Here is a 26752-nt window from a genome sequence, read left to right as displayed (position 1 = left end):
GCGCCGACCGACATGAGGTCCCCGCCGGTCGTTGCCAGAGCCGTGGGAATCCCGATGTCCGATCTTACGAAAATCCCCGTTACCATCGTCACCGGCTTTCTCGGCGCGGGCAAGACGACGCTCATCAGCCACCTGATCCGCCAGTCGGGCGGTCGCCGGCTCGCGGTGATCGTCAACGAATTCGGCACGCTCGGCGTCGACGGCGATATCCTCAAGGGCTGTGCGATCCCCGATTGCCCGGCGGAGAATATCGTCGAACTGGCGAATGGCTGCATCTGCTGCACCGTCGCCGACGATTTCATCCCGACCGTCGAGACCCTGCTCGCGCTCGACCCGCGACCCGACCATATCCTGATCGAAACCTCGGGGCTCGCTTTACCCAAGCCGCTGCTCAAGGCATTCGACTGGCCGGCGATCCGCTCGCGAATCACCGTCGACGGTGTCATCGCGCTCGCCGATGCCGAGGCGGTCGCCGCCGGCCGCTTCGCCCCCGATCTCGCGGCACTCGATGCGCAGCGCGCCGCCGATCCCAGCATCGACCATGAGACCCCGCTGTCCGAAGTGTTCGAGGATCAGCTCGCCTGCGCCGATATGGTACTCCTCACCAAGTGCGACCTCGCCGGTGCCGAGGGCATCGCTGCGGCGCGCGCGGTGATCGCCGCCGAGACGCCGCGCGCGCTGCCCGTGCTCGAACTGATCGACGGCGTGGTCGATCCGCGCATCGTGCTCGGCATCGGGGCGGCGGCAGAGGACGATATCGCTGCGCGCCCGTCGCATCATGACGGCGAAGACGATCACGAGCATGACGATTTCGACAGCATCGTGCTCGACTTCGGCGAGATCGCCGCTCCCGACGACCTCGCCGCGCGGATCGAGGCGCTCGGCGGCGGTGGCGACGTGCTGCGCGTGAAGGGCTATGCCGCGGTTGCGGGCAAGCCGATGCGGCTCCTGGTCCAGGCCGTCGGCGCGCGTGTCCGCACGCATTACGACCGGCCGTGGCGGAGCGATGAACCCCGCGCCACGCGCCTGGTGGTGATCGCCGAGCGCGACCGGCTCGACCCCGCAGCGATCCGGGCGGCGCTGCAGGGCTGACGCTGCGATGCATGTCATCTTCCGCGAAACCCACGGGTTGGAGGAGAGCGCATCGCCGCGCGATCTGGGGCAGGACGCCGCCGATCTCGTGATCTTGTCGTTCTCCGACAGCGATCTCGGCGCGTTCGCGGCCGGGTGGCGCAGCGCCGTGGCGGATGCGGGCGATGCCGCGCTGCCGAGCGTACGGCTCGCCAATCTCGCCGAGCTGACGCACCCGCTGTCGGTCGACACCTATGTCGAGCGCACCTTGGCGGGCGCGAAGGGCATCCTGATCCGGCTGATCGGCGGCGCGGCCTATTGGTCCTATGGGTTGCAACAGGTCGCGGCGCTGGCGCGGCGCGAGGGAATCGCGCTGGCGGTGATCCCGGCCGATGGACGCCGCGACGAACGGCTCGAGGCCGCGTCGACGGTGCCGGTCTCGACGCTGCATCGGCTCGCGCAGCTGTGCGATATCGGCGGCGCGGCGGCGGCGCAGGCGGCGCTTGCGCAATTCGCGCTGGCGTCAGGCTGCTATGTCCGGCCGGTCCACGGCGCACGCGCGATCGCGCCGGTCGGGGGGTGGCAAGCCGGGCGCGGCATCGTCTGTCCCGCGGCGTTCGCGCTCACCGCGACGCGGCCGCGGATCCTGATCATCTTCTACCGATCGTACCTCACCGCCGCCGATCTCGACCCGATCGCCGCGCTGCAAGCTAGGTTCGAGGCGCGCGGCTGCGACGTCTTCGCGCTGTTCGCGCCGTCGCTCAAGGACCCGGAAGCGAGCGGCTGGATGCGGCGCTGGGTAGCGAGCCTCGCGCCTGCCGCGATCGTCAACGCGACCGCGTTCTCGGCGCGCGAAGACACCGGCACCACCCCGCTCGATGGGGCGGGCGTGCCGGTGTTCCAGGTCGCGCTCGCCACATCGGATCGCGCGGCCTGGGCAGGCGCGCAGCGCGGGCTGTCGCCGGTCGATCTGGCGATGCACGTCGTGCTGCCCGAAGTCGATGGCCGCCTGTTCGCGGGCGTTGCGAGCTTCAAGGACGACGCGCCGTTCGATCCCGACCTGCAATTCGCGCGCCGCGAACATCGCGCCGATCCCGCGCGGATCACCGCGATCGTGGCGCGGGTCCTCGGCTGGATCTCGCTCGCCCAGACTCCGGTGGGGGAGCGACGGCTCGCGATCGTCGTCTCGACCTATCCGGGCAAGGTGCACCAGATGGCGCACGCGGTCGGCCTCGACGCGGTCGCCTCGGTCGCAGCGATGCTGGAGGATCTCGCTGGAGCCGGCTATGCGACCGGACCCGGCCCCGCCGATCTGCCCGTCCTGCTCGCGACGCAGACGCTCGACTGGCCAGTCGCGGACTATCGTGCGGCATTGCTCGGTTTGCCGACGACGTTGCGCGAGGATCTCTTCGCCGCGTGGGGCGATCCCGAGGACGACCCTACCGTCAGCGAGGGCCAGTTCCGCTTCGCCGCCCATGCCAGCGGCGAGAGCATCGTCGCGCTGCAACCCGAACGCGGGTGTCCCGCGCTCCGGTCGGACGAATATCACGATGTGTCGCGCTGCCCGCGCCACGGCTACGTCGCCTTCTACCTCTGGCTGCAGGCGCGGAGCACGCACGCGCTGGTCCATGTCGGCGCGCACGGCACGCTCGAATGGCTGCCGGGCAAGGCGGTTGCGCTGTCGGACGCCTGCTGGCCCGAGGCGCTGACCGGCGCGCTGCCCGTGATCTACCCGTTCATCGTCAACGATCCCGGCGAAGCGGCGCAGGCCAAGCGCCGGATCGGCGCGGTGACGATCGGGCATGTTCCCCCGCCGCTCGCGCGCAGCGGAGGCGGCGCGGGGCTCGGTCGGCTCGAGGCGTTGCTCGACGAATTCTCCAACGCCGACGGCCTCGATCCACCACGGCGCGCCCGGCTGCGCGGCGACATCCGCGACGAGGCGCGCGCGCTCGGGCTCGACGGGGTGCTCGGCCTCGACGCGGCGCGCTCGGATGCCGAGGCGATCACCCGGATCGACACCTTCGTCTGCGACGTCAAGGACAGCCAGTTCGGCGACGGGCTCCACGTCTTCGGTCGCGAGCACCAAGGTGCGGCGGAGCGCGACGGGCTGCTCGCCGCGCTCGATGGGCGACGCGTGGCGGCGGGGCCATCGGGCTCGCCGTGGCGCGGGCGAAGCGACGTGCTGCCGACCGGACGCAACCTCTACACCACCGATCCGCGCGCGGTGCCGTCGCGCTCGGCGCACGCGCAGGGCGTGCGGCTCGCCGACGAGCTGGTCCGTCGTCACCTGCAGGATCAAGGCGATTATCCGCGCGCGCTCGTCATCGACCTGTGGGGATCGGCGACGATGCGCACCGCGGGCGAGGAGTTCGCGATGGCGCTCCATCTGCTCGGCGCAGAGCCGGTGTGGGACACGGGGTCGGAGCGCGTGACCGGGGTCGAGATCCTGCCGCTGCTGCTGCTCGACCGGCCGCGGATCGATGTCACGCTGCGCATATCGGGCCTGTTTCGCGACTCCTTCCCGACGCTGTGCGCGATGTTCGGCCAGGCGGTGCGCGCGATCGCCGCGCGCGACGAGCCGGCCGATCGCAACCCGTTCGTGGGCGCACCGGCCGCTTCGCGCGTGTTCGGTCCCGCGCCCGGTCGTTATGGCGTCGGCCTGGGCGACAGCGTCGACACCTACACGCCCGAGGCGCGCCGATCCGCGGGGGAAGCGTGGCTCGCCGCCTCGTCGCACGCGTTCGATGGCCTGGCTGAACACGCGGATTCTGCCGGGATCCGCGCGCGGGTCGCTGCGGCCGATCTGTTCGTCCATGTCCAGGATCTGCCCGAAACCGACCTGCTGCTCGCCGCCGATTATGCCGCCCACGAAGCCGGCTTCGCCGCCGCGCAGGCGGTGACGGGCGGGAATGCGACCGCCTACCACCTCGACGCGACCGATCCCGACCGCCCGCGCGCGCGGCCGCTTCCCGAAGAAATCGCGCGCGTCGTCCGCGCGCGCGCCGCACATCCTGGCTGGATCGCCGGGATGATGCGCCACGGCTATCGCGGTGCGGCCGAGATCGCGGCGACGCTCGATCATCTCGGCAGCTTCGCGCATCTCGCGGGCGCGGTGACGCCTGAGTCGTTCGACCTCTATTTCGACGCGACGCTGGCGCGCGACGATGTTCGCGCGTTCATCGCGGAGGCCAACCCGGGCGCGCTCGCGGCGATGGAGGCGCGGTTTGCGGCGTTACGCACGGCGGGCCTGTGGCAGACGCGGCGCAATTCGATCCTCGCACAGCTGGACGGCGCGGCATGAGCGCGGTGCGTGGCTGGTGCCCGACCGCGTGGCGGCCGATGGCGGCGGGGGACGGCCTGCTGGTGCGGATGCGGCCGCGGCTCGGGCGGCTCGACCGTGACCAGATACTCGGCCTGTGCGCGGCGGCGGTGCGGTATGGCAACGGCCAGATCGACGTGACCAACCGCGCCAATCTGCAGATTCGCGGGGCTACCGACTCCAGTTGGGAAGCGCTTGTCGCCGCGCTGGTGAACCTGGCTTTGGTCGATCCCGATCCACAACGCGAAGCCCGCCGGGCGATCCTCGTCGCGCCCAACTGGCAAACAGGCGACGACACGTATCGCATCGCGACCGAACTCGAAGCGCGCCTCGCAGAACTTCCCGAGTTGCCGGGCAAGGTAGGCTTCGCAATCGACGCTGGTGCCGCACCGATCCTGACGACCGCGCCCGCCGACTTTCGCATCGAACGCGCCGCCACAGGCCGTCTGATCCTGCGAGCGGAAGGCCGCGAAACCGGCGTTGCAATCCCAACGGGCGGCGAAGTCGATGCGCTGATCGCGCTCGCCACATGGTTCGTCGCCACCGGCGGCGCAGAGGCCGGTCGGATGGCGCGCCATACCGCACCGCTCCCCGACTGGGCCGCCGGCGACGACCACCCAACCTTGCCCGCACTCCCGATCGCCCCTGGCCGCCATCCGCTCGGCGCCGGGCAGCCGCTTCCGTTCGGCCGAATCGATGCCGACACCTTTATCGCAATGCTCGCCACCTTCCCCGCCAGCGCCGTCCGCACCACCCCGTGGCGCCTCCTGCTGATCGAAGGCGCGGAGCATGTCCCCGCGCCCGACCCGCTCGCCGCGACCGACGCCTGTGTCGGCGCACCCGCCTGCCCGCAAGCCAGCGTCGCGACGCGTGACCTCGCCGCCCGGCTCGCCCCGTTCGTCGCCGGGCATCTCCACGTCTCGGGGTGCCCCAAGGGCTGCGCGCGCGCGGCCCCCGCCGCCGTCGTGCTGACCGGCCGCGACGGGCGTTACGACCTCGCGTTCGACGCCCGCGCCGGGTCGCCGCCGGTGCGCGCAGGGCTCGCCGTGCGCCAGATTCTCGACCATTTCGGAGCCGCCTGATGCCGCATGTCTATGAGACCGATGGCGCCGCAATCTATCGCCAGTCGTTCGCCACGATCCGCGCCGAAGCCGCGCTGTCGCGCTTCGACCGCGACGAGGAACCCGTCGCGGTACGGATGATCCACGCCGCCGGGCTGGTCGAGCTCGCAGCCCACATCCGCTTCTCGCCTGGCTTCGCCAGCGTCGCGCGGACGGCGCTTCAAGCCGGCGCGCCGATCCTGTGCGACGCGCGCATGGTCACCGAAGGGATCACCCGCGCCCGCCTCCCCGCCGACAATCCCGTGATCTGTACGCTCCACGCGCCCGAGACGCCCGAGCTCGCCCGCGCGATGGGCAACACGCGCTCGGCCGCCGCGCTCGAACTGTGGCGCCCGCATCTCGCCGGCGCGCTGGTCGCGATCGGCAACGCGCCGACGGCTTTGTTCCATTTGCTCAACATGCTCGAAGACCCGGCGTGCCCGCGCCCTGCCGCGATCATCGGCTGTCCGGTCGGCTTTGTCGGCGCGATGGAGTCGAAGGCGGCGTTATGGGCCGAACAGCCGGTGCCGTGCGTCATCGTCGAGGGGCGGATGGGCGGCAGCGCGATCACCGTCGCCGCGATCAATGCGCTGGCGAGCCGCACCGAATGACCTGCGGCACCATCCACGGCGTCGGCCTCGGCCCCGGCGCGCAGGATCTGATGAGCGTGCGCGCCGATCGGCTGGTACGCGGCGCAGCGCATATCGCCTTCTTCCGCAAGGCCGGGCGCCCCGGCCATGCGCGCCGCATCGTCGAGGGGATGCTGCGCGACGACGCGGTCGAATTCGCGATGGAATATCCCGTCACCACCGAGATCCCGCTCGCCGACCCGCGCTACAACGCCCAGCTGAGCGGCTTCTATGCCGAGTGCGCCCGACACCTCGCGACGCTGGCGCAAGGCGGCGCGGATGTCGTCGTGTTGTGCGAGGGCGATCCGTTCTTCTACGGATCGTTCATGCACCTCCACAGCCGCCTGACCGGACTCGTGCCCGTCCAGGTCGTCCCCGGCATCACCGGCATGTCGGGCGCGTGGACCGCGAGCGCGCGACCGATCACCTGGGGCGACGACGTGCTGACCGTGCTGACCGCGACGATGCCCGAAGACGAACTCGCGCGGCGCATCCGCGATACCGACGCGCTGGTGGTGATGAAGATCGGCCGCCACCTCGGTAAATTGCGTCGCGCCGTCGCCGCTGCGGGGCGCGAGGATGCCGCCTGGATGGTCGAACATGCCGCGATGCCCGACCAGCGCATCACGCGGCTGGTCGATGCGGGCGCGGTCGCCCCCTATTTCGCGATCCTGCTGATCCACGGGCAAGGGCGTCGGCCGTGACCGGCTGGCTCGCCATCGCCGGGCTCGGGCCCGGCGACGCGGCGCTGGTGACGCCCGAGGTGAGCGCGGCGCTCGCCGCGGCGACCGATGTGATCGGCTACATCCCCTATGTCGCGCGCGTTGCGCCGCGCGACGGGCTGACGCTGCATCCGTCGGACAATCGCGTCGAGCTCGAGCGCGCGCGGCACGCGCTCGAGCTCGCGCTCGCCGGGCATCGCGTCGTAGTCGTGTCGTCGGGCGATCCCGGCGTGTTCGCGATGGCAGCGGCGGTGTTCGAGGCGATCGAGCAGGGCGCACCCGAATGGCGGACGGTCGACGTCCGCGTGCTTCCCGGCATTACCGCGATGCTCGCCGCCGCCGCGCGCGCCGGCGCGCCGCTCGGGCACGATTTCTGCGCGATCAACCTCTCGGACAATCTCAAGCCGCAGGCGATCATCGATCACCGCGTGCGGCTCGCGGCGGAGGCCGATTTCGCGATCGCCTTCTACAATCCGCGCTCGAAGGCGCGGCCCGACGGGTTGGTTTCGGCGCTGGCGATCCTTCGCGAGACCTGTGCCGACGCGCGCCCGGTGCTGTTCGCGCGCGCCGTCTCGACGCCCGACGAGCAGCTCGATGTCATCGCGCTGCCAGAGGCTCGCGCGGAGATGGCCGACATGCGCACGGTGGTCATCGTCGGCTCGAGCCGCACGCGCATGATCCCCGGAACGCGCTTCCTCTACACGCCGCGGTCGGCGGCATGACCGATCCAGGCCAGGACTGCGGCGACGTCATGGACCTCGATCCGTTGGGGCAACGGCGGGCGATCGATCATCACGATCGGCACGCCGAGGCTGCGCGCGGCGATCAGCTTCGCCTGCGCGCCGGTGCCGCCGGCATCCTTGCAGACGATCAGATCGATCGCGTTCTCCCGCAGCAGCGCGACATCGCCAGCGACCGTGAACGGCCCGCGATCCACCACCAGGCCGTAATCGGGCAACCCAACGGGCTCGGACGGGGTATCGACGAAGCGGAGCAAGTAACGATGCTGCGGTTGCGCCGCGAAGGCCGCGACATGCATCCGCCCAAGCGCAAGCATCACGTTTCGGGGCGGACCGGCAAGGGCGGCGACCACCGCGGGAATATCGGCGACGCGGATCCAGCGGTCGCCATCCTCTTCGACCCAACCGGGACGGCTCAGCGCGATATGCGGAACGCCCGCTTGCGCCGCTCCAGTGATCGCGTTCGCGCTCATCTGCGCGGCGAAGGGATGCGTCGCATCGACCAGATGCGTGACCCGAGCTTCGCGCAGCCACGCCACCAAGCCAGCGACGCCGCCGAAACCGCCGACCCGCACCGCCACCGGTTGCGGCTTCGGGCTGGCGACGCGCCCGGCATAGCTCAGCGTCGCGGGCACGCCGCGTTCGGCGAGCGCGGTCGCGAGGGCGCTGGCTTCGGTCGTGCCGCCAAGGATCAGGACGTGCGTCATGGCTGAGGGTGTCGGCAATCCGTGGCTGACGATCGTCGGGATCGGCGAGGATGGACCCGCAGGCCTGTCCGCCGCAAGCCGTGATGCGATCGCCCAGGCCGATTGGCTGACGGGCGCGGCGCGGCACCTCGCCTTGCTTCCCGATCCCGGATGCGAAACGGCGTGCTGGCCGGTCCCCTTCGCAGACGGCATCGCGCCGGTGCTGGCGCGGCGCGGGAGCCGGGTGGTGATGCTCGTCTCGGGCGATCCGTTCTGGTTCGGCGCGGGGTCGGTCGTCACGCGGCAGCTGGCGCCGCACGAATGGGTGGCGCACCCTGCCCCGTCGAGCTTCGCGCTTGCCGCCGCGCGGCTCGGCTGGGCGATCGAGGAGACGCAGTGCCTCGGCCTCCACGCCGCGCCATTCCAGCGGCTGCGCCAACATCTCGCGCCCGGTAGCCGCGCGATCGTCACCGTCCGCGATGGCGGAGCGGTCGCCGGGTTGGCGGACTATCTGACCGGGAGCGGCTTCGGCGAGAGCGCGCTGTGGATCCTCGAGGCGCTCGGCGGTCCGCGCGAGCGCATTCGTCAGACCAGCGCAGCTTCAGACGCGTTCGCCGACATCCAGCATCCGGTCGCTGTCGCGATCGAGGTCGCTGGCGAGGGCGCGGTACTGCCAGGCGCCAGCGGCCGACCCGACGCCTGGTTTGCGCATGACGGGCAGATCACCAAGCAACCGATCCGCGCGCTTACCCTCTCGGCGCTCGCTCCGCGTCCGGGGGAATTGCTGTGGGACATCGGCGCTGGATCGGGGTCGATCGCAATCGAATGGCTGCTCTGCGCCGCATCGATGCGCGCGCTGGCGTTCGAAGCCGACCCGACCCGCGCCGCCCGCGCGCGCGACAATGCCGCCGCGCTCGGCGTGGATCGGCTGCGGGTGATCGAGGGTCGCGTGCCCGGCACGCTTGCCGACCAGCTGATCCCCGACGCGGTTGTGATCGGCGGCGGGCTGTCCGAAGCCTTGCTAATATGGCTCGGGGGTCACCTGCCAGCCGGAACGCGGCTCGTTGCCAACGCCGTCACGCTCGAGTCCGAGGCGCTGCTATCACATTGGCAGAGCGACAAAGGCGGCGACCTGTTGCGGATCGAGCTCGCGCGCGCTGCCCCGATCGGAACGCGACGCGGTTGGCGTTCGAACTATCCGATCGTGCAATGGAGCGTGACGCTGTGATCGTCGCAGGCTTCGGGTATCGCACCGGTGCGCAGGCGGACTCGCTGAGCGCTGCGTTCGATCTGGCGCGCGCCGGGCACCCGCCCGTCACCGCGCTCGCTGCACCAGCCGACAAGACCGCGCTGCTCGCCGCGCTCGCCGAGACCCTCGACATCCCCCTGATCGCCGTTGCACCGCCAGCATTGCGCGCGACGCCGACCCCGACCCAATCCCCCGCCAGCCTCGCCGCGCGCGGTGCGGGCAGCGTCGCCGAAGCCGCCGCGCTCGCCGCCGCAGGCCCCGGCGCACGCCTGATCGCGCATCGCCATATCTCCCCCGACCGCATGGCCAGTTGCGCCATCGCCGAAAGATTCGATCCATGACCGTCCATTTCATCGGCGCCGGCCCCGGCGCACCCGACCTGCTGACGCTGCGCGGGCGCGACCGCATCGCCGGGTCGCCGGTTTGCCTCTATGCCGGGTCGCTCGTCCCGCAGGCGCTGCTCGACCATTGCCCACCGGGCGCGCGGATCGTGAACACCGCGCCGCTGTCGCTCGACGCGATCGTCGCCGAGATCGCGGTGGCGGATGCGGCGGGCCAGGACGTCGCGCGGCTCCATTCGGGCGATCTGTCGATCTGGTCGGCGATGGGCGAGCAACTCCGCCGCCTGCGTGCGCTCGACATTCCGTTCACGATCACGCCGGGCGTCCCCGCCTTCGCCGCCGCCGCGGCCGCGCTCGAGGCCGAGCTGACGCTGCCCGGCCTGACGCAATCGGTCGTGCTGACGCGCACCCCCGGCCGCGCAAGCACGATGCCGCCCGCCGAGCGCCTCACCACCTTCGCCACCACCGGCGCGACGCTCGCGATCCATTTGTCGATCCACGCGCTCGACCGTGTGGTCGCCGACCTCATCCCCGCTTACGGGCCGGAGTGCCCGGTCGCGATCGTCTGGCGCGCGAGCTGGCCCGACGAGCGGATCGTCCGCGCGACGCTCGCGACGATCGCGGCGGCGGCGGCAGATGGCCCAGAACGCACCGCGCTGATCCTTGTCGGCCGCGTGCTCGCGGCGGACGATTTCATCGAAAGCAGCCTCTACGCTCCCGGCTACGACCGCCGCTTCCGCCCGCAAAGCGCCACCTCCCCCTTCAGCGAGTCCGCGACATGACCCCCGGCCTGATGATCGCCGCGCCCGCCTCGGGCACCGGCAAGACGACGGTGATGCTCGGCCTGCTGCGCGCGCTGCGCGACCACGGGCTCGCCGTCCAGCCGTTCAAGAGCGGCCCCGATTATATCGACCCCGCCTTTCACCATGCGGCGAGCGGCCGACGATCGTTCAACCTCGACAGTTGGGCGATGCCCGAGGCGATGCTCCACAGCCTCGCTACCAGCGCGTGCGACGCCGATCTCGTGCTGGCCGAGGGATCGATGGGGCTGTTCGACGGAGTCGCGGCGGCGGGCGCGACGGGCAACGGCGCCAGCGCCGACATAGCGCGGCGGATGGGATGGCCGGTGGTGCTCGTCATCGACGTGTCGGGCCAAGCGCAATCCGCCGCCGCGACCGCGCTCGGCTTCGCGCGCTACGATCCCGATCTGCGGATCGCGGGCGTGATCCTCAACCGCGTGGCGAGCCCGCGCCACGACCGGCTCGCGCGCAGCGGGATGGCGGCGGCAGGCATCCGCGTGTTCGGCGCGCTGCCGCGGCGGAGCGACCTCACGCTCCCCGAACGGCATCTGGGTTTGGTGCAGGCCGGCGAACATGCCGATCTCGACGCGCGCATCGCACAGTACGCGACCTTCCTGCGCGAGCATGTCGACCTCGCCGCATTGCGCGAGGCCGCATCAGCTAAACCTCACATCGCGTCCGAAGAATGGCGTTTCGCACCCCCCGCACAGCGCATCGCGCTCGCACAGGACGCGGCGTTCTCATTTACTTACCCGCATATCCTCGATGCGTGGCGTAACGCGGGCGCGGAGATCCTGCCCTTCTCGCCACTCGCCGACGAGGCGCCCAACGCCAGCGCAGACCTCGTCTGGCTGCCCGGCGGCTACCCCGAGCTCCACGCCGGCCGCCTCGCCGCCGCTTCGACCTTCCAAGCCGGCCTCGCCGAGCATGCCCGCACCCGCGCGATCCATGGCGAGTGCGGCGGCTATATGGCACTCGGCGAGGCGCTGATCGACGCCGACGGGACCAGCCACCGGATGGCGGGGCTGCTCGGCCTCGTCACGAGCTATGCGAAACGCAAGATGCATCTCGGCTATCGCCATGCCACGCTGCGCGCGCCGATGGCGGGGCTGCCCGGCGGCACTATGCTGCGTGGCCACGAATTCCATTATTCGACGATCCTCGACCAGCCCGACGCCGCGCTCGCGCATGTCGTCGATGCCGAGGGCAATGCCGTCGCCGAATCCGGATCGTATCGCGGGCGCGTCTCGGGCACCTTCTTCCACCTGATCGCGCCCGCGCAGTGAGCGGCTTCGTCTCCTTCGTCGGATCGGGCCCGGGCGATCCCGAACTGCTGACGCTCAAAGCCGTCGCGCGGCTGCAGGCGGCCGATGTCGTGCTGTTCGACGATCTCTCGTCGGGTCCGCTGCTCGGCCATATCCGCCCCGGCGCCGAGCTCGTCGCGGTCGGCAAGCGCGCCGGTCGCGCCTCCCCGAGCCAGGCGCATGTTTCCCAACTGCTCGTCGATCATGCCGCGACCGGCGCGCGCGTCGTCCGGCTCAAGTCGGGCGACCCGGCGCTCTTCGGTCGGCTCGAAGAAGAGATCGTCGCGCTTCGTACCGCCGGGATCGCCTTCGAGATCGTCCCCGGCGTCACCTCCGCCTCGGCCGCCGCCGCCGCTGCGGCGATCCCGCTGACGCGGCGGCTCAGCGCGCGGCGGGTGCAGTTCGTCACCGGGCATGACGTCACCGGCGGCCTGCCCGGCGCGCTCAACATGGCCGCGCTCGCCTATGCCGAGGCGACGACGGTGATCTTCATGCCCAAGCGGACCTTCGCCGCGCTCGTCGCGCGCCTCGTCGAGCACGGCCTGCCGCCGACCACCCCCGCCCTGCTCGCGGAAAATGTCGGGCATCCCGATCAGCGGCTGCTCCGCTCGACGATCGCAGCGCTGGCGGAGAGCCTTGCTACCGACATCGGCACCGCGCCGGCGCTGATCCTTTACGGCCCGCTGATGGAGGAGGAGGCACCGTGATCGACCTCGATCTGATCGGCATCGGCACGGGCAATCCCGATCACCTCACCCGCCAGGCCGAGGCGGCGATGAATGCCGCCGACCTGATCCTGCTCCCACGCAAGGGCGACGCGAAGTCGGACCTGATCGACCTGCGCCGCACGCTGTGCGCCACCGCGCTGAATCAGCCGGTGCGGATCGTCGAGTTCGACCTGCCGGTTCGCGCCGCGACTGGTGAATACCTTGCAGCCGTGGGCGACTGGCACGATGCGATCGCCGCGACCTGGGCGGCGCAGATCGCCGAGCACCTGCCGCATGGCGGTCGGCTCGCTTTGCTCGTCTGGGGCGATCCCTCGCTCTACGACAGCACGCTGCGCATCGCCGAGCGGCTGCGCGCCGACGGCATGGCGCTGCATGTCCGGGTGATCCCCGGCATCACCAGCCTGCAGGCGCTGACCGCCGCGCATGCGATCCCGCTCAACACACTCGGCGCGCCGGTGGTCATCACCACTGGTCGCCGGCTGCGCGATCGTGGCTGGCCCGAGGGGGCGGACAGCGTCGCGGTGATGCTCGACGGCGATTGCGCTTTTACCACGCTGCAGCCGGAGGGCGTCGCAATCTGGTGGGGCGCCTATCTCGGCACGCCGCACGAGGCGCTGACCGCCGGCTCGCTTGTCGACGTCGCCGAGGAAATCGTGGAGCGCCGCGCGGCGTTGCGGGCCGAGCATGGCTGGATCATGGACATCTACCTGATGCGCCGGACAGGGCAGCCATGACGCCACCGGTCTTCGATGCCGCGTTCATCGCGCGCCTGGACGACCTGTTCCGCTGGCGGCGCGACGTCCGGCATTTCGATACGCGGCCGATCCCCGAGCGCGGTCTGCAAGACCTGATCGCGACGGTCGCCCTGGCGCCGTCGGTCGGCAATGCGCAGCCCTGGCGGATCGTCCGCATCCGCTCGCAGGCGTTGCGCGGCCGTCTTGCCGAGCATGTCGATACGGCCAGCCACGCCGCGGCCGATCGCATTGCCGATCCGGCCCGCCGCGCGCACTATTCCACGCTGAAGCTCCACGGCCTGCGCGAGGCCCCCGAGATCCTGGCGGTGCTCAACGCGCTCGATCCGCAGGCCGGCCACGGCCTCGGCCGCGCGACGATCGCCGCGACCTTGCGCGACTCCACCGTAACCGCGATCCATACGCTCTGGCTCGCGGCCCATGCGCGCGGCTACGGTCTCGGCTGGGTGTCAATCCTCGATGCAGAGGCGGTGACGGCGATGCTCGACGTGCCGGCGACCTGGTCGTTCGTCGCGCTGCTGTGCCTCGGCACGCCGCTCGCCCCCTCGGACATTCCCGAGCTCGAACGCCGCGACTGGCAGGCGCGCGAACCGCTCGCCGATCGCCTCTTCGAGCGCTGACGATGCGCGCTTGCCCGCGCGCGGTCGTTTCGATACGTCCTCCATCGAGGCGAACGGTTCCCAGGATCGCCCGTCTCGTGACTACGCTGGTGTCCCGAAAGGGGCTTAAAAGGGAACGCGGTGAGGGGGTTACCCCGAAGCCGAGGCTGTCCCTGCAACTGTAAGCGGCGAGCGCGCTGCACATCGCCCGCGTCTGTGCGACGGGGGCAGCCACTGGGACGGACACGCTTGCGTGATCGCCCTGGGAAGGCCGTGCAGCGTGGCGGTGACCCGTGAGCCAGGAGACCTGCCGGCGTGGGTCGCTCTTGCCTTGGTCCAGGGGATGGCCGCGGCACGGTGAAGCCCGTCGAGCGACGAAGGTGCGGGGGGCCGCACGAGCAGGCGTGCCGGTCGCGATGGCGTCCGGGCGGCACGACTGTCGCCGTCGATACGGAAGGCCCGCCGGTTTCGTCCGACGCCGGGGGACGTTTCATGCGATTTCGATCGTTCTGCGCCGATCGGGTACCGGCCGCGCATCACTCCAGCGCGCAGCGGGCGGCCCGATGACCGGGCTCCAGCCAAGCCGCAAACGGCGTTTGCGGGCGCGCATCATCGCGCTGTTCGCGCTGCTTCTCGCGGCGAATATCGGCGCGTGGATCTGGGCCGGCAGCTTGTTCCACGCCGCCCCTGCCATGCTCGGCACCGCGCTGCTCGCCTGGACGCTGGGGCTGCGCCACGCGGTCGATGCCGATCACATCGCCGCGATCGACAACGTCACGCGCAAGCTGATGCAGGACGGCACGCGGCCGATCAGCGTCGGCCTGTGGTTCGCGATCGGGCATAGCGCGGTGATCCTGATCGCCTCGGTCGCGATCGCCGCCACCGCCAACGCGCTCGCGCAGTTCGAGACGCTCAAGGCGGCTGGCAGCGTCATCGCGACGATCTTCTCCGCCGGCTTCCTGTTCGCGATCGCGGCGATCAACCTCGTCATCCTCCGCTCGGTGTGGAAGACCTTTCGCCACGTGCGCGACGGCGGCAGCTACGACGCCGACGATCTCGACGTGCTGCTCGCCGGCAAAGGCCCCCTCTCCCGCCTGTTCCGGCCTCTGTTCCGGTTGATCACGAGGCCGTGGCACATGGCGCCGCTCGGCTTCCTGTTCGGCCTCGGCTTCGACACCGCGACCGAAGTCGCGATCCTCGGCCTCTCGACCGCGCAGGCAGCACACGGTTTCTCGTTTGCCGCGGTGCTGGTGTTCCCGGCGCTGTTCGCGGTCGGGATGGCGCTGGTCGATACCGCCGACGCCATCCTCATGCTCGGCGCGTATGAATGGGCGTTCGTCCGCCCGATCCGCAAACTCTATTACAACGTCACGATCACCGCGGTCTCGGCACTGGTGGCGGTGATGATCGGCGGGATCGAGACCGCCGCCCTGCTGGCTGACAAGCTCAACCTGTCGGGCGGGATCTGGGACGTGGCGACCGGGCTCGGCAGCCACCTCAATCTGCTCGGCTTCTGGATCATCGGATTGTTCGCGAGCGCCTGGATCGTCAGCTTCCTGATCTATCGCTGGATGCGCTTCGACGAGATCGCGGTCCACGAGCCGCCCCCCGCGCTCGCCCCGTAGCGAGGCGTCAGGCGGCCTTGCGCGGGGCCGCCTCGACCTCCGCCATCCAGTGCGGGATATGCTGTACGGCGAGCATCGCTTCGGGCGCGATCCGCTCGGCGACGACCGCGAAGCGATCGCCATCGACGAGCACTTCGGGCACTAGCGCGGCAATTGTAGGTCGACGCCATCGTCGCGCCATACGCCCCGGCGGTGCGGAACACGGCGAGGTCGCCCGCCGCCACCGCATCGATCTCGCGCCCCATCGCGAAGGTGTCACCACTTTCGCAGACCGGGCCGGCAATGTTGGCGGTCATCCGCTGCCCGCTCGGCCGGACTGCTACGAAGTCGTGGAACGCGTCATAGAGCGCAGGCCGCGCAAGATCGTTCATCGCAGCGTCGACGATGACATAGGGGTCGACCGCGCCCGGCTTCACCCACAGCACTTCGGTCAGCAGCACGCCCGCGTCGCCGGCGATGAAGCGGCCAGGCTCGAACAGCAGCGTCACATCCCAGCCGCGCGTCACGCGCGCCACCATCGCGCCGTACGCCGCCGGGCTCGGCATCACGTCGCCCGGCCGATACGGAAGGCCAAGGCCGCCCCCGAGATCGACATGCGTGATCGTATGCCCCGCCGCGCGCAGCCCGGCCACAAGCTCGCCGACACGTGCGTAAGCGGCTTCGAGCGGCGCCAGATCCGTCAGCTGGCTGCCGATATGGATCGCGATCCCGCGCAAATCGAGGCCGTCGCGCCCGGCGAGACGCGCATAGATCGCCGCCGCATCGTCCAGCGCGACACCGAACTTGTTCTGCTTGCGGCCGGTCGAGATCTTCGCGTGGGTACGCGCGTCGACATCAGGGTTCACGCGCAGCACGGCGGGGGCGCGCAGGCCGCGCGCTGCCGCCATCGCGGCGAGGACCACGCCTTCCGCTTCGAGCTCGAGGTTGAACTGCCCGATCCCGGCGTCGAGCGCGGCGGCGAGTTCACGACGGGATTTCCCCACCCCCGAAAAGACGATGCTCTCAGCCGGCATTCCTGCGGCGAGTGCATGCAGCATCTCGCCCGCCGAAACGATATCGGCGCCATAGCCTTCCGCGGCGAGCAGCTTCAGCACGGCGAGGTTGGGATTGGCCTTCACCGCAAAGGCAAGCTGCTTGCGCGGCACGGACGCCAGCCCGGCGCGGAACGCGCGCGCGGAAGTGCGGAGCGCGGCGGTCGAATAGACATAGGCCGGGGTGCCGACCGCGGCGGCGATCGCCGGCAGAGCGACGTCCTCGACATGGAGGACGCCGTCGCGACAGTCGAAAGGAAGAGGCATAGGAGTCCGTTCCGGAAAGGATCGTGTAAAGACGCGTGGATCAAGCGTTGCTGTCGTCGGTCCGCTTGTGGCGTCGGGCCCGAATCGCCTGCGCGAGCAGGCGGTGTCGGCTGCGCTCGACGCGGAGCGCAGCGGGGACGCGCTTGCCCTGGACGATCAGGACGAGGCCGGTGAGCGTCAGCACGAACGCCACCAGGCTTGCCGCGCTATGCGTGCCATCGCCATCCGCCACGCGGACCGTAGTGGCGACGACGACAAGCGCGACGCCGAGCCCGCGCCACAGGAGATCGCGATGCGTCATGCCGCGATCCGTGGCGACGGGTGATCCGCGATGACCGCGTGGCCGGCGCACAGCGCGGTCCGCTCGGCGCGGACTGCGGCTTCGCCGTGCGTCCCCTCGCAGCCGTGCCACAGCACGATGTCGGCCGGAAAATCGCATTCCGCGCACAAGGCAGCCACGGGATCGCCGCGTTCGAAGACGATCCCGATCGCCGGGTCGCGGACTGCCGCCGCGGCCACCCTGGCGCGCCCGATCAGCGTCGGGGCGGCGTCGATGCCGCGCGCCTCGATCGCGGTGAAGCCGAGCGCGCGCGCGAACCGCACCGCGCACAGCAGCAGCGTCCCCGCCCCGCAATCGACATCGACGATCCGCACGCTGCAGCGCTTGGCGGCGCGCAAGGCGGCGAGCGTCGCTGCAACCTCGGGCCAGCGCGTGTCGCGGCAGCGCGGGCGGCGCGGGGCAGCGACGATGCGTTTGCGGGCACTGCGGTGAAGGCAGGACGGGCCATCGATCGTATGTTCGGCAGCATAGGTCATTGCTGTGCACCCGAAAGCGCATTGCGGCGGGAGATCGGGCGCATCAGGCGGCCTTCCGATGATCGCGCGCGGTTTCCCACGGTTGAATCGGCGCAAAGGAAATCGTCGCGACCAGCGGAGACGCCGCCATCTCGATCACAGCGCCCGCAAAGGCATGCAGCTCGCTGCGCGCAAAACCGATCGCCGCGGCACGCGACACGAAGCGGCCTTCGAGCGCGCCGCCGCTATCCTGCACCAGCCAATGGCCGGCGCGATCCTGTCCAACTTTCAAAACCGGGCGCGCTTGGTCGGGCTCCGGGTTGAGTGATGCTGTCATGTCTCGACTTCCTCATGCGGATCATCCCAGAAACCGAAACCGCCGAAGCGACGCTCGAGAGCGGATGTCCTTGTAGAAAGCCAAATAGCGACTGCGCGCATAAAGGCGCGAGACTGTTTGGGCGGCAAACGCGTAGAATCCGCGTAATCCCCGCCGCATGCTTGCATCCGTCGAAGCTCGCACGGGCTGCTAGTCTCGTCCCATGGCACGGAGCCACGAACACGGATTTTGCGTGTCAGGATCGCATGATCGCGCGGGTCTGCGGCGGGTTCGTTGCCGTGGGCTGCCCCCCAAGGCAGCCTCGGTCCGAGGATGACGATCCGGAGCTCTGAAAATCCTGCATCGGGCCGAGAATGGCTGACGACATCAGGGAAACCGCGTCGAATGATCGCTCCGATCAGTGTGATCGGAAAATGGACCGAGATAGGGCACAAAGTGCGTGGCTTATCCTCCTGTCGGCGGTAGAACAGCCCACAGGAAATGGGCGCACACTCGGGATGGCACAAACGTTGGAACTCCCGTCTGCCCCGAACCGCCACATCCGTCTTGTCAAAGATAGCCCGATTCCGTCGGTGATCAGTGATCCGCGGTTGCCCGACAATCCGATCGTCGCCTGCAACGATGCGTTCTGCGATTTGACCGGATATCCGGCAGATCTCGTCGTCGGACGCAACTGCCGTTTCCTCTCCGGCCCCGCGACCGAACCCTGGCTGACCGAGGAAATCCGGCGCGGGGTGCGCGAGCATCGCCCCGTGCTCGTCGAAATCCTCAACTACAAGCGCAGCGGCCAGCCATTCCGCAATGCCGTGCTCGTCGCGCCGATCTATGACGAGCAGGACGCGTTGCTGTATTTCCTCGGATCGCAACTCGAGATCGACGCCGGCGCGGCAAGCCCATCGAGCATGCGCCGTATCCGCGCGGCGGAAATGGTCAAGGCGCTGTCGCCGCGGCAGGGCCAGGTGCTCAAGCTCGTCGCGAACGGCCTGCTCAACAAGCAGATCGCGGCCGAACTCAATCTGGCCGAAAAGACGGTCAAGATGCACCGTGCCATTCTGATGGATCGCCTGGGGTTGAACACGACCGCAGATCTTATCCGCCTCGCTGTCGAGGCTGGCCTGTAATACCGCGTTACCCCGGTACGGCACAAAGCCCGTATCGCCGCCGCTACCGGCTCATTCTAGGAAAGTGGGGTCGCCACAGCGGCATTGCCGCACCCGTTCAGCCATTCGGTGTGCGGTCAGGGTTACCCTCGCCCGTGTGGTGCTGCTGTGGCGACAAATCTGGAGATGAAGGGGCGCTCCGCCACGACTGAGCGGCATCCTGAATCCCCCCCTGCCCGGCGCATCCGTGCCGCGTACCCTTGCGACGGAGATTCCGATGGATATCGTCACGCCCTTTCAATTCTCGCTCGTCTACAATGCGTTCTCGTTCACCTTCGCGGCGATGGGCGCCGCCACCGCATTCCTCTGGCTCAGCCGTGGGCAAGTCGCGCCGGCCTATCGTACCGCGCTGACCATTTCGGGGCTCGTCACCGGAATCGCCGCCTATCACTATTTCCGGATCTTCGAGAGCTGGAACGAAGCCTATACCTTCAAGGACGGCATCGTCACCGCGACGGGCTACGCGTTCAACGATGCGTATCGCTACGTCGACTGGCTGTTGACCGTGCCGCTGCTGCTGATCGAACTCGTGCTTGTGATGCGGCTGTCGCGCGAGGAGACGTCGTCCAAGGCGATCCGCCTCGGCTCGGCGGCGGCGCTGATGATCATCCTCGGCTATCCCGGTGAGATCGCCAGCGACATCCCGACCCGCGCGATCTGGGGGACGCTGTCGGCGATCCCGTTCGTCTACATCGTGTGGGAATTGTTCAGCGGCCTCGGCGCCTCAATCAAGCAGCAGCCTGCCAGCGCACAAGGTCTGGTCCGCAAGGCGCGCCTGCTGACCTTCGCGTCGTGGGGTTTCTACCCGATTGTCTACATGGCACCGTATGCCGGGCTGACCGGCGGCAACGTCACCACGACGATCCAGATCGGGTATACGATCGCCGATATCGTCGCCAAGGCCGGCCTCGGCATCCTGATTTTCCTGATCGCGGTCCGCAAGTCGGAAGCCGAAGCCGACGGGCATAAGGGCTATGCTGCCTGATCGCATGACGGCGCTTGCCCACCCGCACCCGCCATCGACTCGCCGTGCCCCTCCCGGGCGCGGCGATGTCGTGTATCCAGCCTATTGGGTCGCGGCGGCCGGACTGATCGGGATGACGCTGATGGGCGTTCCGCTCACACAACCCGCCGCCGCGCTGGTCTTTATCGGGGGCGGGCTACCGCACGGGGCCTATGACATCGCGCTGTTGCGTCGATCGGTCGCACTCGACCGTGCGGGGCTCTGGCTCGCAATCGGCGGATATGTGGCGATCGCCGTGCTGATGGTCGCGCTGTGGATGACGCTGCCGCTGGTCGCTCTTGTGGTGTTCCTGGCGGTCGCATCGGTCCATTTCGGCGAGGATTGGCCGATGCTCGAAGAGCCGCTGCTGCGGTTTGCCGCGGGCGCCGCGGTGATCGCGGCGGCGACGCTTGGTCATCCCGCCGAGGTGTCGGCGCTGTTCGTCGCGATGAGCGATCCGCGCGCGGCGGTCATTGCGCAAATCATCACCGCCGCAGCGCCGGTCGCGCTGCTCGTCACCGGAGTCGGCGTCGCGCTTGCGTGGCGCGATGGCAGCCGCCACTGGGCTGCGGCGATGAGTCTGTGCCTTGTCCTGCTCGTCATCCTCCCGCCCGTCACGGGCTTCGCGCTGTTTTTCGTCTTCCTCCACTCGCCGCGGCACTTGGCGCAGACCCGTTCGGCCTTACATGACATGACACTAGGGCGCTGGATCGGGACTGGCGCTTTGCTCTCCGGCCTCGCGATCCTTGGCTGGTGGGGCCTGCGTGGCTTCGTTCCGTCCCGCGTCGACGCGAGCCTGGTCGCGCAGGCGTTTCAACTGCTAGCGTCGGTGGCGGTACCGCATCTGTTGCTCTCGCGCTGGATCGAAAGACGGCTTATCGCCGTGCCTTACTCTCACGAAAAGACATCGACCCCATGACCCGTCGTACTGCGATCGTAATTGGCTCCGGCATTGGCGGCATCGCGTGCGCGATCCGCTTGCAGAGCCTCGGCTTCGACACCAGGATCGTCGAACAGCTCGATGATGTCGGGGGCCGCGCCTATGTCCGGCGCGCCGAGGGCTTCACCTTCGACATGGGGCCGACCGTGCTGACCGTGCCGCATTTCATCGAGGAACTGTTCTCGCTCGAACGCGATCACGCGATGCTGGCGCAACCCGACTTTCCCGCCGACGTGCTTGCCGAAAAGCGGATTCTCGAAGGTGTCAGCGGTGGGCCCAACACCAGCCGCTATCTCGAGATCGTTCCCGTCCTGCCCTTCTACCGGATCTATTTCGACGACGGCACTTTCTTCGATTACGACGCCGACCCGGTCAACGTCCGCGCGCAGATTGCGCAGCTCGCGCCAGAGGATCTCGACGGCTACGAACGCTTCCACGAAGCCGCGCGTGCGATCTTCCAGCGTGGCTTCCTCGAGCTCGGCTACACTTATTTCGGCAGCCTTGGCTCGATGCTCGGCGTCGTGCCCGACTTGCTCAAGCTCGGCGCGGTCCAGCCGCTGTTCTCGCTCATCAGCAAATATTTCAAGAGCGACAAGATGCGGCAGGTGTTCAGCTTCGAGCCGCTGCTGATCGGCGGCAACCCGCTGAAGGTGCCCGCGATCTATGCGATGATCCATTTCGTCGAAAAGACCTGGGGCGTGCATTTCGCGATGGGCGGCACCGGCGCGCTGGTGAAGGCGATGGTGACCAAGTTCGAGGAGCTCGGCGGGACGGTACAGCTCAACGCCGAGGTTGCGCGGATCGACGTCGAGAAGCGCGGCAGCAAACGCGTCGCGACCGGCGTGACGCTGGCGTCGGGCGAGCGGCTCGCCGCCGATCTCGTCGTCTCCAATGGGGATTACGCGACGACCTATCTCAAGCTGATCGACAAGGCGCATCGGCGGATCAATCGCGACGCGGTGGTCAAGTTCCGCAAGCAAAGCATGTCGCTGATGGTGATCTATTTCGGCTATCAGAAGCGCGACGGCGATCCCGACCTGCGCCACCACAACATCATCCTCGGCCCGCGCTACGAGGAACTGCTGACCGACATTTTCGAGCGCAAGATCCTCGCGGAAGACTTCTCGCAATATCTCCACATCCCGACGATGACCGACCCCAGCCTCGCGCCGCCAGGGCATCACGCGGCCTATACGCTGATCCCCGTCCCCAACACGCTCGGCGATGTCGACTGGGACGTGGTGGGCGAGGCCTTCGCGCAGAAGGTGCTGACCTTCCTCGACGAGCGCGGCTACATCCCCGACCTCGGCGAGCGGCTGGTCTATCAGAGCTTCGTCACGCCCGACTATTTCGAGCAAGTGCTCGGCGCGTATGCGGGCAACGGCTTCGGGGTCGAGCCGCGGCTGACGCAGACGGCTTTCTTCCGCCCGCACAATCGCAGCGAGGATATCACCAACCTCTATCTCGTCGGCCAGGGCACGCAGCCGGGCGGCGGGACGCCGTCGGTGATGATGTCCGCGAAGATGACAGCACGCGAGATCGCGCGCGATTACGCGATCGATCCGGCGATCATCGCGGGCGTCCCGGCGGCGCGCTAGGCTGGGCCGATCCGGTCGGCGAGCATCCGGCCGGACAGCCACGCGCTTTCGATCCGCGGCGCGAGCAGCCAGTCGCCGACCGCGCCGATGCGCTTGGCGGGATTCCACAGCGCCCCGTGCTGTGTCGCCTTGACGCGCGCATAGCGCCAGCGGTGACCGATCCGGACGGTGGGCGGGGGCAGTGCGCGCGTGGCTTGGTCCGCCAGCGCGGCGAGCAAAGCGTCTACGACGCTCTCGGCCGCATCCTCGAGATGTAGGCGGGACCAGTCCGGCGTCGCCTGGAGCACCCAGGCTTCCCCAGCGCCGCGTCCGGGCTTGGCGCTGTTGCGGGCCGCCCAGCCAAGGATGCCGGTGTCGCGGAGAATGTCGGTTGCTATCGCGATCGGTTCGTCGAACGCCACCATCGCGGTCCAGCACGGTGCCGACGGGCAGGCCTGCGCCATCGCCGCCATCGCGGGATCATGCGCGACCAGCAGCGGTGCTGCCTGCTCGGCAGGCGTCGCGATTACGACGGCGTCGAACGCCATGTCCGAAACCGGGTCGAGCTTCCAGACCGCGCCGTCCTGGCGGATCGTGTCGACCTTGGTGGTCCAGTGGACGTCCAACCGTTCGGCGATGGCCTTGACCACCGCGCTCATCCCGGGCGTTCCGACCCAGGCATCGTCCCCCGCGCTCGGCCATGCCGCCGTGACGTTCGCGGCGGCCCACTGCGCGACTTGCGCGGCAAAGGCGGAGTCGCGTGCCGTGAAATATTGCGCGCCGTGGTCGAAGGCGACGTCGCCGTCGGGTCCCGGCGCGCGCCGCGTCGCCATCCGCCCGCCGGGCCCGCGCCCTTTGTCGAACATCAGGACGGTGTGGCCGCGGGCCTGCAGCGTTTCAGCGCAGGACGCTCCTGCGATCCCTGCGCCGACGATGGCGATCTTCATTCGAGTTCCCGTCCGATAGGCACGACGTGTGACACCGGCGGCGCTATAAAGACCAAGCGCCGCCGGTGTCGACGGTCAGGCCTTGGGCAAGATCACGGCGTCGATGACGTGAATCACGCCATTCGTGCACTCGATGTCGGCAGTGACGACCTTCGCGCCGTCGACGGTCACGCCATTCGTTCCATCGACATGGACGGTCGCACCGCCGGCAGTGGCCGGGTCGAGCACCTGGCCGGCGACATCAGCCGCCATCACCTTGCCGGGAACGACGTGGAGGAGGAGGATCGCGGTCAGCTGGTCCTTGTTCTCGGGCTTGACGAGCGTCTCGACGGTCCCTGCGGGCAGGGCTGCGAACGCGTCGTCCGACGGCGCGAACACGGTGAAGGGGCCGGCCCCTTTCAGCGTCTCGACAAGGCCTGCAGCAGTCACTGCGGCGACCAGGGTCGAGAAGGAACCCGCAGCAACGGCGGTATCGACGATATCGTGGCGTGGATCGGTCATTATGGAATCCTTTGGCTGGGCCGGTGTCGCGCCTGAAGTCAGCGCATACCGCCTCTTGCGAGTTGGTATCGCTGCGCCCCGACGCGACGTCGCCTTCCCATAGTGACAGCGGACTCCCAATACGGGCTTTGGCCCACCTTGGCGTTCACCCCTACGAGATTGCCCCGCATATGCGATCCCGCCGTCCCCTTGATGCTGCTGCGTTGGGTGAAGGGGCGGTCACGCGGTGCAATCCGTACGCCCCTGTAACACGCCGAGTGCGCGATGCCGCGCGCATCGCGTTCCCGCTCAGGAGAATTAGCTCTCGACCGCGGCCTTGCTGAGATTCTCGAGCGTAGCCGATCCGCCGATCGGCAACGGTGCGATCAGCAGTCGGTGTGCATCGCCAGGCCATGACGGACGAGGATTGCCTGCGGGTCCGCATCGCGACCGCGGAAGGCGCGGAAGCTGTCTGCGGCTGGACGACTCGCACCGCGCGAAAGCACCTCTTCGCGAAACAGAGCGGCGGTGGCGCGGTCGACCAATCCTGCCTCCGCAAAACGCTGGAACCCGTCCGCCGCAAGCACTTCCGCCCACAGATAGCTGTAATAGCCCGATGCATAGCCGCCGGCGAAGATATGGGTGAAGCCGTGCGGGAAGCGGTGCCATGCCGGTGGGCGGACCACCGCGACCTCGTCGCGCACCGCCTCGATCACCTCCATCGGGTCGCTGCCCAGCGTGCCCAGATGCAGCAGCAGGTCGAACAGCGCGAATTCCACCTGGCGGACGACGAACATGCCCGACAAGAACCGGCGCGCCGCCACCAGCCTGTCGAACACCCCGTCTGGCAACGGCGCACCGGTTTGGTGATGGCCCGACATGCCGCTCAGCACGTCGCGGTCCCAGGCGAAATCCTCCATCAACTGGCTCGGCAGCTCGATCGCGTCCCATTCGAACCCGTTGGTGCCGGCAATGCTGGGACGATCGACGCGCGTGAACAAATGGTGCAGGCAATGCCCGGTCTCGTGCAGGAAGGTGACCACTTCCCGGTGGGTGAGCAGCGAAGGGCTTGCCTCGGTTTTCGGTGCGAAGTTGCAGACGAGATAGGCGACCGGCACCTGTCGTCTGTTGCCATCCTTCAGCCGCGGACGCGCCTGCGCCATCCACGCGCCGCCGCGCTTGCCGCTGCGAGCGTGCAAGTCGACATAGATCCCGGCGATGACCGCGCCATCCTCGTCCGTCACGTCGTAATAGCAGGCATCGGGATGATAGACGGGCACGTCGGCGCGCGCGATCATGCGGATGCCGAACAGACGATCGAGCAGCCGCTGCCAGCCGGCGATGACGCGTTCGACCGGAAAATAAGCGCGCACCGCCTGCTCGTCGACGGCATAGCGCGCGGCGCGCAGCCGATCCGAGACATAGGCCAGATCCCACGGTTGAAGCGCCGCGGTCCCCAGATGGTCGGCGGCGTACTCCGCCAGCTCGGCATATTCGCGGGTCGCGGCAGGCTTCGCCCGGCGACCGAGATCGCGGAGAAAGGCCAGCACCGCGACGGCGTCGGGCGCCATCTTGGTGGCCAGCGACCACGCGACCGGATCAGTGAAGCCGAGCAACCGCGCACCCTCGCGCCGCAGTTCCAGGATCGCCGCGATCCGGCTCGAATTGTCGAACTGCCCCGCATGCGGTCCCTGATCCGATGCGCGCGTGCCAAATGCGGTATACACCCGCTCGCGCAGGCCGCGGTCCTCGGCGAACGTCAGGACGGCGTTCACGCTCGGCATCTGGAGCGTCACGACCCATCCGGGCAGTCCGCGCGCGGCGGCCGCGGCCGCGAACATCGCCGTGTCGGCCTCCGAAATGCCGGCCAACACGGCCGCATCCTCGACATGCTCGAACCAGGCGTCGGTCGCATCGAGCACGGCGTTGCCGAATGCGGTCGACAGGTGCGACAATTCGACCGAGATCGCCGCGAAGCGCGCGCGCTCCGCTGCCTCCAACGCGACGCCTGCCAGGGCGAAATCGCGGATCCTGTGCTCGACGGCGGCGCGGTCAGGGTCTGCCAGCGCCGCGAATTCCGATGTTGTGGCGAGCGCGACCAGCACCGCATACACCGCCTGGTTCTGCATCACCTGGAGGCTGTTTTCGACCAACCTTTCCTGCCCGGCCACGAAAGCGGCGCGCAGTTCGGGCGTGTCGGCGACAGCGTGCAGGTGCGAAACCGCAGACCAGACCGCCGTGATCGCAGTGTCTGCCCGCTCGAGCGGCAACCATGCCTCGGCAAAGCTGCGCGGCTGCGTCGCAACGATCCGCGCAACCACCGCGCGATGGTCGGCGATGACCTTGTCGAGCGCGGGCGCAACGTGCTCCGGCCGGATATCGCCGAAACGCGGCAGGTCCAGCGTGTCGAGCAGAGGGTTCGTCATCGTTTTATCCACTTCAGGTTTCAAACCATCAACGCGGTATTGGCGCCGTCGGCGGCAATCGCACGGGCATTATTTTCGGCTACGAGGGGCTCGGCTGCCAGCTACGCTGGTGGGCACCAAAGCT

25 protein-coding genes, 1 pseudogene and 1 riboswitch are annotated in these 26752 nt (G+C 69.1%); of the genes and pseudogenes, 18 read left to right on the top strand and 8 right to left on the bottom strand.

All coding sequences use genetic code 11. From position 1 onward, the window contains the following. Window positions 1-54 precede the first annotated feature (54 nt). From cobW to cobJ, 6 genes are read left to right on the top strand one after another with little or no spacing between them, the layout of a single operon-like run. Window positions 55-1092 carry a cobalamin biosynthesis protein CobW gene (gene cobW / locus E2E30_RS05130; RefSeq protein WP_133187848.1) on the top strand — a complete coding sequence of 346 codons (1038 nt, stop codon included), beginning with the start codon at window positions 55-57 and terminating at the stop codon, window positions 1090-1092. 7 nt (window positions 1093-1099) lie between these two features. Continuing rightward, a complete protein-coding gene (gene cobN / locus E2E30_RS05125; RefSeq protein ID WP_133187839.1) occupies window positions 1100-4372 on the top strand; it encodes a cobaltochelatase subunit CobN in 3273 nt (1090 codons plus the stop codon). Further along, on the top strand, window positions 4369-5472 hold the full coding sequence (locus E2E30_RS05120) for a cobalamin biosynthesis protein CobG (RefSeq protein WP_133187837.1): 1104 nt from the start codon (window positions 4369-4371) through the stop codon (window positions 5470-5472). Before cobN ends, E2E30_RS05120 begins: the two co-directional genes overlap by 4 nt. Further along, window positions 5472-6101, top strand: coding sequence for a precorrin-8X methylmutase (locus tag E2E30_RS05115; RefSeq protein ID WP_133187835.1), 630 nt, complete (start codon window positions 5472-5474; stop codon window positions 6099-6101). Before E2E30_RS05120 ends, E2E30_RS05115 begins: the two co-directional genes overlap by 1 nt. Next, window positions 6098-6823 carry a precorrin-2 C(20)-methyltransferase gene (gene cobI, locus E2E30_RS05110; protein WP_133187833.1) on the top strand — a complete coding sequence of 242 codons (726 nt, stop codon included), beginning with the start codon at window positions 6098-6100 and terminating at the stop codon, window positions 6821-6823. The genes E2E30_RS05115 and cobI overlap by 4 nt, the downstream gene beginning before the upstream one ends. Continuing rightward, window positions 6820-7563 carry a precorrin-3B C(17)-methyltransferase gene (cobJ, locus tag E2E30_RS05105; protein WP_133187831.1) on the top strand — a complete coding sequence of 248 codons (744 nt, stop codon included), beginning with the start codon at window positions 6820-6822 and terminating at the stop codon, window positions 7561-7563. The genes cobI and cobJ overlap by 4 nt, the downstream gene beginning before the upstream one ends. Here the strand turns inward: cobJ and E2E30_RS05100 are convergent. Then, window positions 7539-8288 carry a cobalt-precorrin-6A reductase gene (locus tag E2E30_RS05100; RefSeq protein ID WP_133187829.1) on the bottom strand — a complete coding sequence of 250 codons (750 nt, stop codon included), beginning with the start codon at window positions 8286-8288 and terminating at the stop codon, window positions 7539-7541. The genes cobJ and E2E30_RS05100 overlap by 25 nt on opposite strands. Here E2E30_RS05100 and cbiE point away from each other — a divergent pair. The 8 genes from cbiE to E2E30_RS05060 all read left to right on the top strand — a co-directional run bounded on the left by cbiE (window position 8287) and on the right by E2E30_RS05060 (window position 15665). Further along, a complete protein-coding gene (gene cbiE / locus E2E30_RS05095) occupies window positions 8287-9495 on the top strand; it encodes a precorrin-6y C5,15-methyltransferase (decarboxylating) subunit CbiE (RefSeq protein ID WP_133187827.1) in 1209 nt (402 codons plus the stop codon). The two genes, E2E30_RS05100 and cbiE, sit on opposite strands and share 2 nt — an antisense overlap. Next, the gene (locus tag E2E30_RS05090; RefSeq protein WP_133187825.1) at window positions 9477-9857 is read left to right on the top strand and encodes a cobalamin biosynthesis protein; all 381 of its coding nucleotides are present in this window, start codon (window positions 9477-9479) and stop codon (window positions 9855-9857) included. The genes cbiE and E2E30_RS05090 overlap by 19 nt, the downstream gene beginning before the upstream one ends. Then, window positions 9854-10639, top strand: coding sequence for a precorrin-4 C(11)-methyltransferase (gene cobM / locus E2E30_RS05085; protein WP_133187823.1), 786 nt, complete (start codon window positions 9854-9856; stop codon window positions 10637-10639). Before E2E30_RS05090 ends, cobM begins: the two co-directional genes overlap by 4 nt. Beyond that, the gene (locus E2E30_RS05080) at window positions 10636-11943 is read left to right on the top strand and encodes a cobyrinate a,c-diamide synthase (protein ID WP_133187821.1); all 1308 of its coding nucleotides are present in this window, start codon (window positions 10636-10638) and stop codon (window positions 11941-11943) included. The genes cobM and E2E30_RS05080 overlap by 4 nt, the downstream gene beginning before the upstream one ends. Continuing rightward, complete coding sequence (cobA, locus tag E2E30_RS05075; protein ID WP_133187819.1) at window positions 11940-12668, top strand: uroporphyrinogen-III C-methyltransferase; 729 nt, start codon at window positions 11940-11942, stop codon at window positions 12666-12668. The genes E2E30_RS05080 and cobA overlap by 4 nt, the downstream gene beginning before the upstream one ends. After that, window positions 12665-13423: a precorrin-6A synthase (deacetylating) gene (gene cobF, locus E2E30_RS05070; protein ID WP_133187817.1), complete on the top strand. Its 759-nt coding sequence runs from the start codon at window positions 12665-12667 to the stop codon at window positions 13421-13423. Before cobA ends, cobF begins: the two co-directional genes overlap by 4 nt. After that, window positions 13420-14061, top strand: a complete 642-nt coding sequence (gene bluB / locus E2E30_RS05065; RefSeq protein WP_133187815.1) for a 5,6-dimethylbenzimidazole synthase — start codon at window positions 13420-13422, stop codon at window positions 14059-14061. The genes cobF and bluB overlap by 4 nt, the downstream gene beginning before the upstream one ends. A 70-nt stretch (window positions 14062-14131) precedes the next feature. Next, window positions 14132-14369, top strand: a riboswitch (cobalamin riboswitch). A gap of 234 nt (window positions 14370-14603) precedes the next feature. After that, complete coding sequence (locus E2E30_RS05060) at window positions 14604-15665, top strand: HoxN/HupN/NixA family nickel/cobalt transporter (RefSeq protein ID WP_133187813.1); 1062 nt, start codon at window positions 14604-14606, stop codon at window positions 15663-15665. Window positions 15666-15672: 7 nt separating this feature from the next. Here the strand turns inward: E2E30_RS05060 and lysA are convergent. From lysA to E2E30_RS05040, 4 genes and pseudogenes are all read right to left on the bottom strand, one after another. Further along, window positions 15673-16963 (bottom strand): annotated as a pseudogene (gene lysA, locus E2E30_RS05055) (diaminopimelate decarboxylase). 40 nt (window positions 16964-17003) lie between these two features. Continuing rightward, window positions 17004-17264: a hypothetical protein gene (locus E2E30_RS05050; protein WP_133187811.1), complete on the bottom strand. Its 261-nt coding sequence runs from the start codon at window positions 17262-17264 to the stop codon at window positions 17004-17006. Beyond that, a complete protein-coding gene (locus E2E30_RS05045; RefSeq protein ID WP_133187809.1) occupies window positions 17261-17779 on the bottom strand; it encodes an SAM-dependent methyltransferase in 519 nt (172 codons plus the stop codon). The genes E2E30_RS05050 and E2E30_RS05045 overlap by 4 nt, the downstream gene beginning before the upstream one ends. 43 nt (window positions 17780-17822) lie before the next feature. Beyond that, window positions 17823-18095: a hypothetical protein gene (locus E2E30_RS05040; protein WP_133187807.1), complete on the bottom strand. Its 273-nt coding sequence runs from the start codon at window positions 18093-18095 to the stop codon at window positions 17823-17825. A 497-nt stretch (window positions 18096-18592) separates the two neighbouring features. Between E2E30_RS05040 and E2E30_RS05035 the strand changes: the two genes are divergently transcribed. The 4 genes from E2E30_RS05035 (at window position 18593) to crtI (ending at window position 22796) form a co-directional block, all read left to right on the top strand. Beyond that, window positions 18593-19216, top strand: coding sequence for a LuxR C-terminal-related transcriptional regulator (locus E2E30_RS05035; RefSeq protein WP_133191934.1), 624 nt, complete (start codon window positions 18593-18595; stop codon window positions 19214-19216). Window positions 19217-19472: 256 nt separating this feature from the next. Then, window positions 19473-20240: a bacteriorhodopsin-like gene (locus tag E2E30_RS05030; RefSeq protein WP_133187805.1), complete on the top strand. Its 768-nt coding sequence runs from the start codon at window positions 19473-19475 to the stop codon at window positions 20238-20240. Continuing rightward, a complete protein-coding gene (locus tag E2E30_RS05025) occupies window positions 20230-21177 on the top strand; it encodes a Brp/Blh family beta-carotene 15,15'-dioxygenase (RefSeq protein ID WP_240699041.1) in 948 nt (315 codons plus the stop codon). The genes E2E30_RS05030 and E2E30_RS05025 overlap by 11 nt, the downstream gene beginning before the upstream one ends. After that, window positions 21174-22796 carry a phytoene desaturase family protein gene (gene crtI, locus E2E30_RS05020; protein WP_133187801.1) on the top strand — a complete coding sequence of 541 codons (1623 nt, stop codon included), beginning with the start codon at window positions 21174-21176 and terminating at the stop codon, window positions 22794-22796. The genes E2E30_RS05025 and crtI overlap by 4 nt, the downstream gene beginning before the upstream one ends. On the opposite strand, the gene E2E30_RS05015 is transcribed toward crtI, so the two are convergent. From E2E30_RS05015 to E2E30_RS05005, 3 genes are all read right to left on the bottom strand, one after another. Beyond that, the gene (locus E2E30_RS05015; protein ID WP_133187799.1) at window positions 22793-23722 is read right to left on the bottom strand and encodes an NAD(P)/FAD-dependent oxidoreductase; all 930 of its coding nucleotides are present in this window, start codon (window positions 23720-23722) and stop codon (window positions 22793-22795) included. The genes crtI and E2E30_RS05015 overlap by 4 nt on opposite strands. Window positions 23723-23797: 75 nt before the next feature. Continuing rightward, entirely contained in the window at window positions 23798-24223 is a 426-nt protein-coding gene (locus E2E30_RS05010) for a fasciclin domain-containing protein (RefSeq protein WP_133187797.1), read from the bottom strand. Window positions 24224-24588: 365 nt separating this feature from the next. Beyond that, complete coding sequence (locus E2E30_RS05005) at window positions 24589-26628, bottom strand: M3 family metallopeptidase (protein ID WP_206365644.1); 2040 nt, start codon at window positions 26626-26628, stop codon at window positions 24589-24591. Window positions 26629-26752 lie beyond the last annotated feature (124 nt).

Origin of the sequence: Sphingomonas sp. AAP5 (assembly GCF_004354345.1) — a bacterium.
GTDB classification, from domain to species: Bacteria; Pseudomonadota; Alphaproteobacteria; order Sphingomonadales; family Sphingomonadaceae; genus Sphingomonas; species Sphingomonas glacialis.
The sequence above is the reverse complement of the archived record's forward strand: the minus strand, read 5'-3'. Positions and strand labels throughout refer to the sequence as shown.

Excerpts from the sequence above, each read along its gene's own strand:
- cobW (WP_133187848.1), top strand. The coding sequence starts at position 55 with ATGTCCGATCTTACGAAAATCCCCGTTACCATCGTCACCGGCTTTCTC.
- cobN (WP_133187839.1), top strand. The coding sequence starts at position 1,100 with ATGCATGTCATCTTCCGCGAAACCCACGGGTTGGAGGAGAGCGCATCG.
- E2E30_RS05120 (WP_133187837.1), top strand. The coding sequence starts at position 4,369 with ATGAGCGCGGTGCGTGGCTGGTGCCCGACCGCGTGGCGGCCGATGGCG.
- E2E30_RS05115 (WP_133187835.1), top strand. The coding sequence starts at position 5,472 with ATGCCGCATGTCTATGAGACCGATGGCGCCGCAATCTATCGCCAGTCG.
- cobI (WP_133187833.1), top strand. The coding sequence starts at position 6,098 with ATGACCTGCGGCACCATCCACGGCGTCGGCCTCGGCCCCGGCGCGCAG.
- cbiE (WP_133187827.1), top strand. The coding sequence starts at position 8,287 with ATGGCTGAGGGTGTCGGCAATCCGTGGCTGACGATCGTCGGGATCGGC.
- E2E30_RS05100 (WP_133187829.1), bottom strand. The coding sequence starts at position 8,288 with ATGACGCACGTCCTGATCCTTGGCGGCACGACCGAAGCCAGCGCCCTC.
- E2E30_RS05090 (WP_133187825.1), top strand. The coding sequence starts at position 9,477 with ATGGAGCGTGACGCTGTGATCGTCGCAGGCTTCGGGTATCGCACCGGT.
- cobM (WP_133187823.1), top strand. The coding sequence starts at position 9,854 with ATGACCGTCCATTTCATCGGCGCCGGCCCCGGCGCACCCGACCTGCTG.
- E2E30_RS05080 (WP_133187821.1), top strand. The coding sequence starts at position 10,636 with ATGACCCCCGGCCTGATGATCGCCGCGCCCGCCTCGGGCACCGGCAAG.
- bluB (WP_133187815.1), top strand. The coding sequence starts at position 13,420 with ATGACGCCACCGGTCTTCGATGCCGCGTTCATCGCGCGCCTGGACGAC.
- E2E30_RS05060 (WP_133187813.1), top strand. The coding sequence starts at position 14,604 with ATGACCGGGCTCCAGCCAAGCCGCAAACGGCGTTTGCGGGCGCGCATC.
- E2E30_RS05050 (WP_133187811.1), bottom strand. The coding sequence starts at position 17,264 with ATGACGCATCGCGATCTCCTGTGGCGCGGGCTCGGCGTCGCGCTTGTC.
- E2E30_RS05045 (WP_133187809.1), bottom strand. The coding sequence starts at position 17,779 with ATGACCTATGCTGCCGAACATACGATCGATGGCCCGTCCTGCCTTCAC.
- E2E30_RS05040 (WP_133187807.1), bottom strand. The coding sequence starts at position 18,095 with ATGACAGCATCACTCAACCCGGAGCCCGACCAAGCGCGCCCGGTTTTG.
- E2E30_RS05035 (WP_133191934.1), top strand. The coding sequence starts at position 18,593 with ATGGCACAAACGTTGGAACTCCCGTCTGCCCCGAACCGCCACATCCGT.
- E2E30_RS05030 (WP_133187805.1), top strand. The coding sequence starts at position 19,473 with ATGGATATCGTCACGCCCTTTCAATTCTCGCTCGTCTACAATGCGTTC.
- E2E30_RS05025 (WP_240699041.1), top strand. The coding sequence starts at position 20,230 with ATGCTGCCTGATCGCATGACGGCGCTTGCCCACCCGCACCCGCCATCG.
- crtI (WP_133187801.1), top strand. The coding sequence starts at position 21,174 with ATGACCCGTCGTACTGCGATCGTAATTGGCTCCGGCATTGGCGGCATC.
- E2E30_RS05015 (WP_133187799.1), bottom strand. The coding sequence starts at position 23,722 with ATGAAGATCGCCATCGTCGGCGCAGGGATCGCAGGAGCGTCCTGCGCT.
- E2E30_RS05010 (WP_133187797.1), bottom strand. The coding sequence starts at position 24,223 with ATGACCGATCCACGCCACGATATCGTCGATACCGCCGTTGCTGCGGGT.
- E2E30_RS05005 (WP_206365644.1), bottom strand. The coding sequence starts at position 26,628 with ATGACGAACCCTCTGCTCGACACGCTGGACCTGCCGCGTTTCGGCGAT.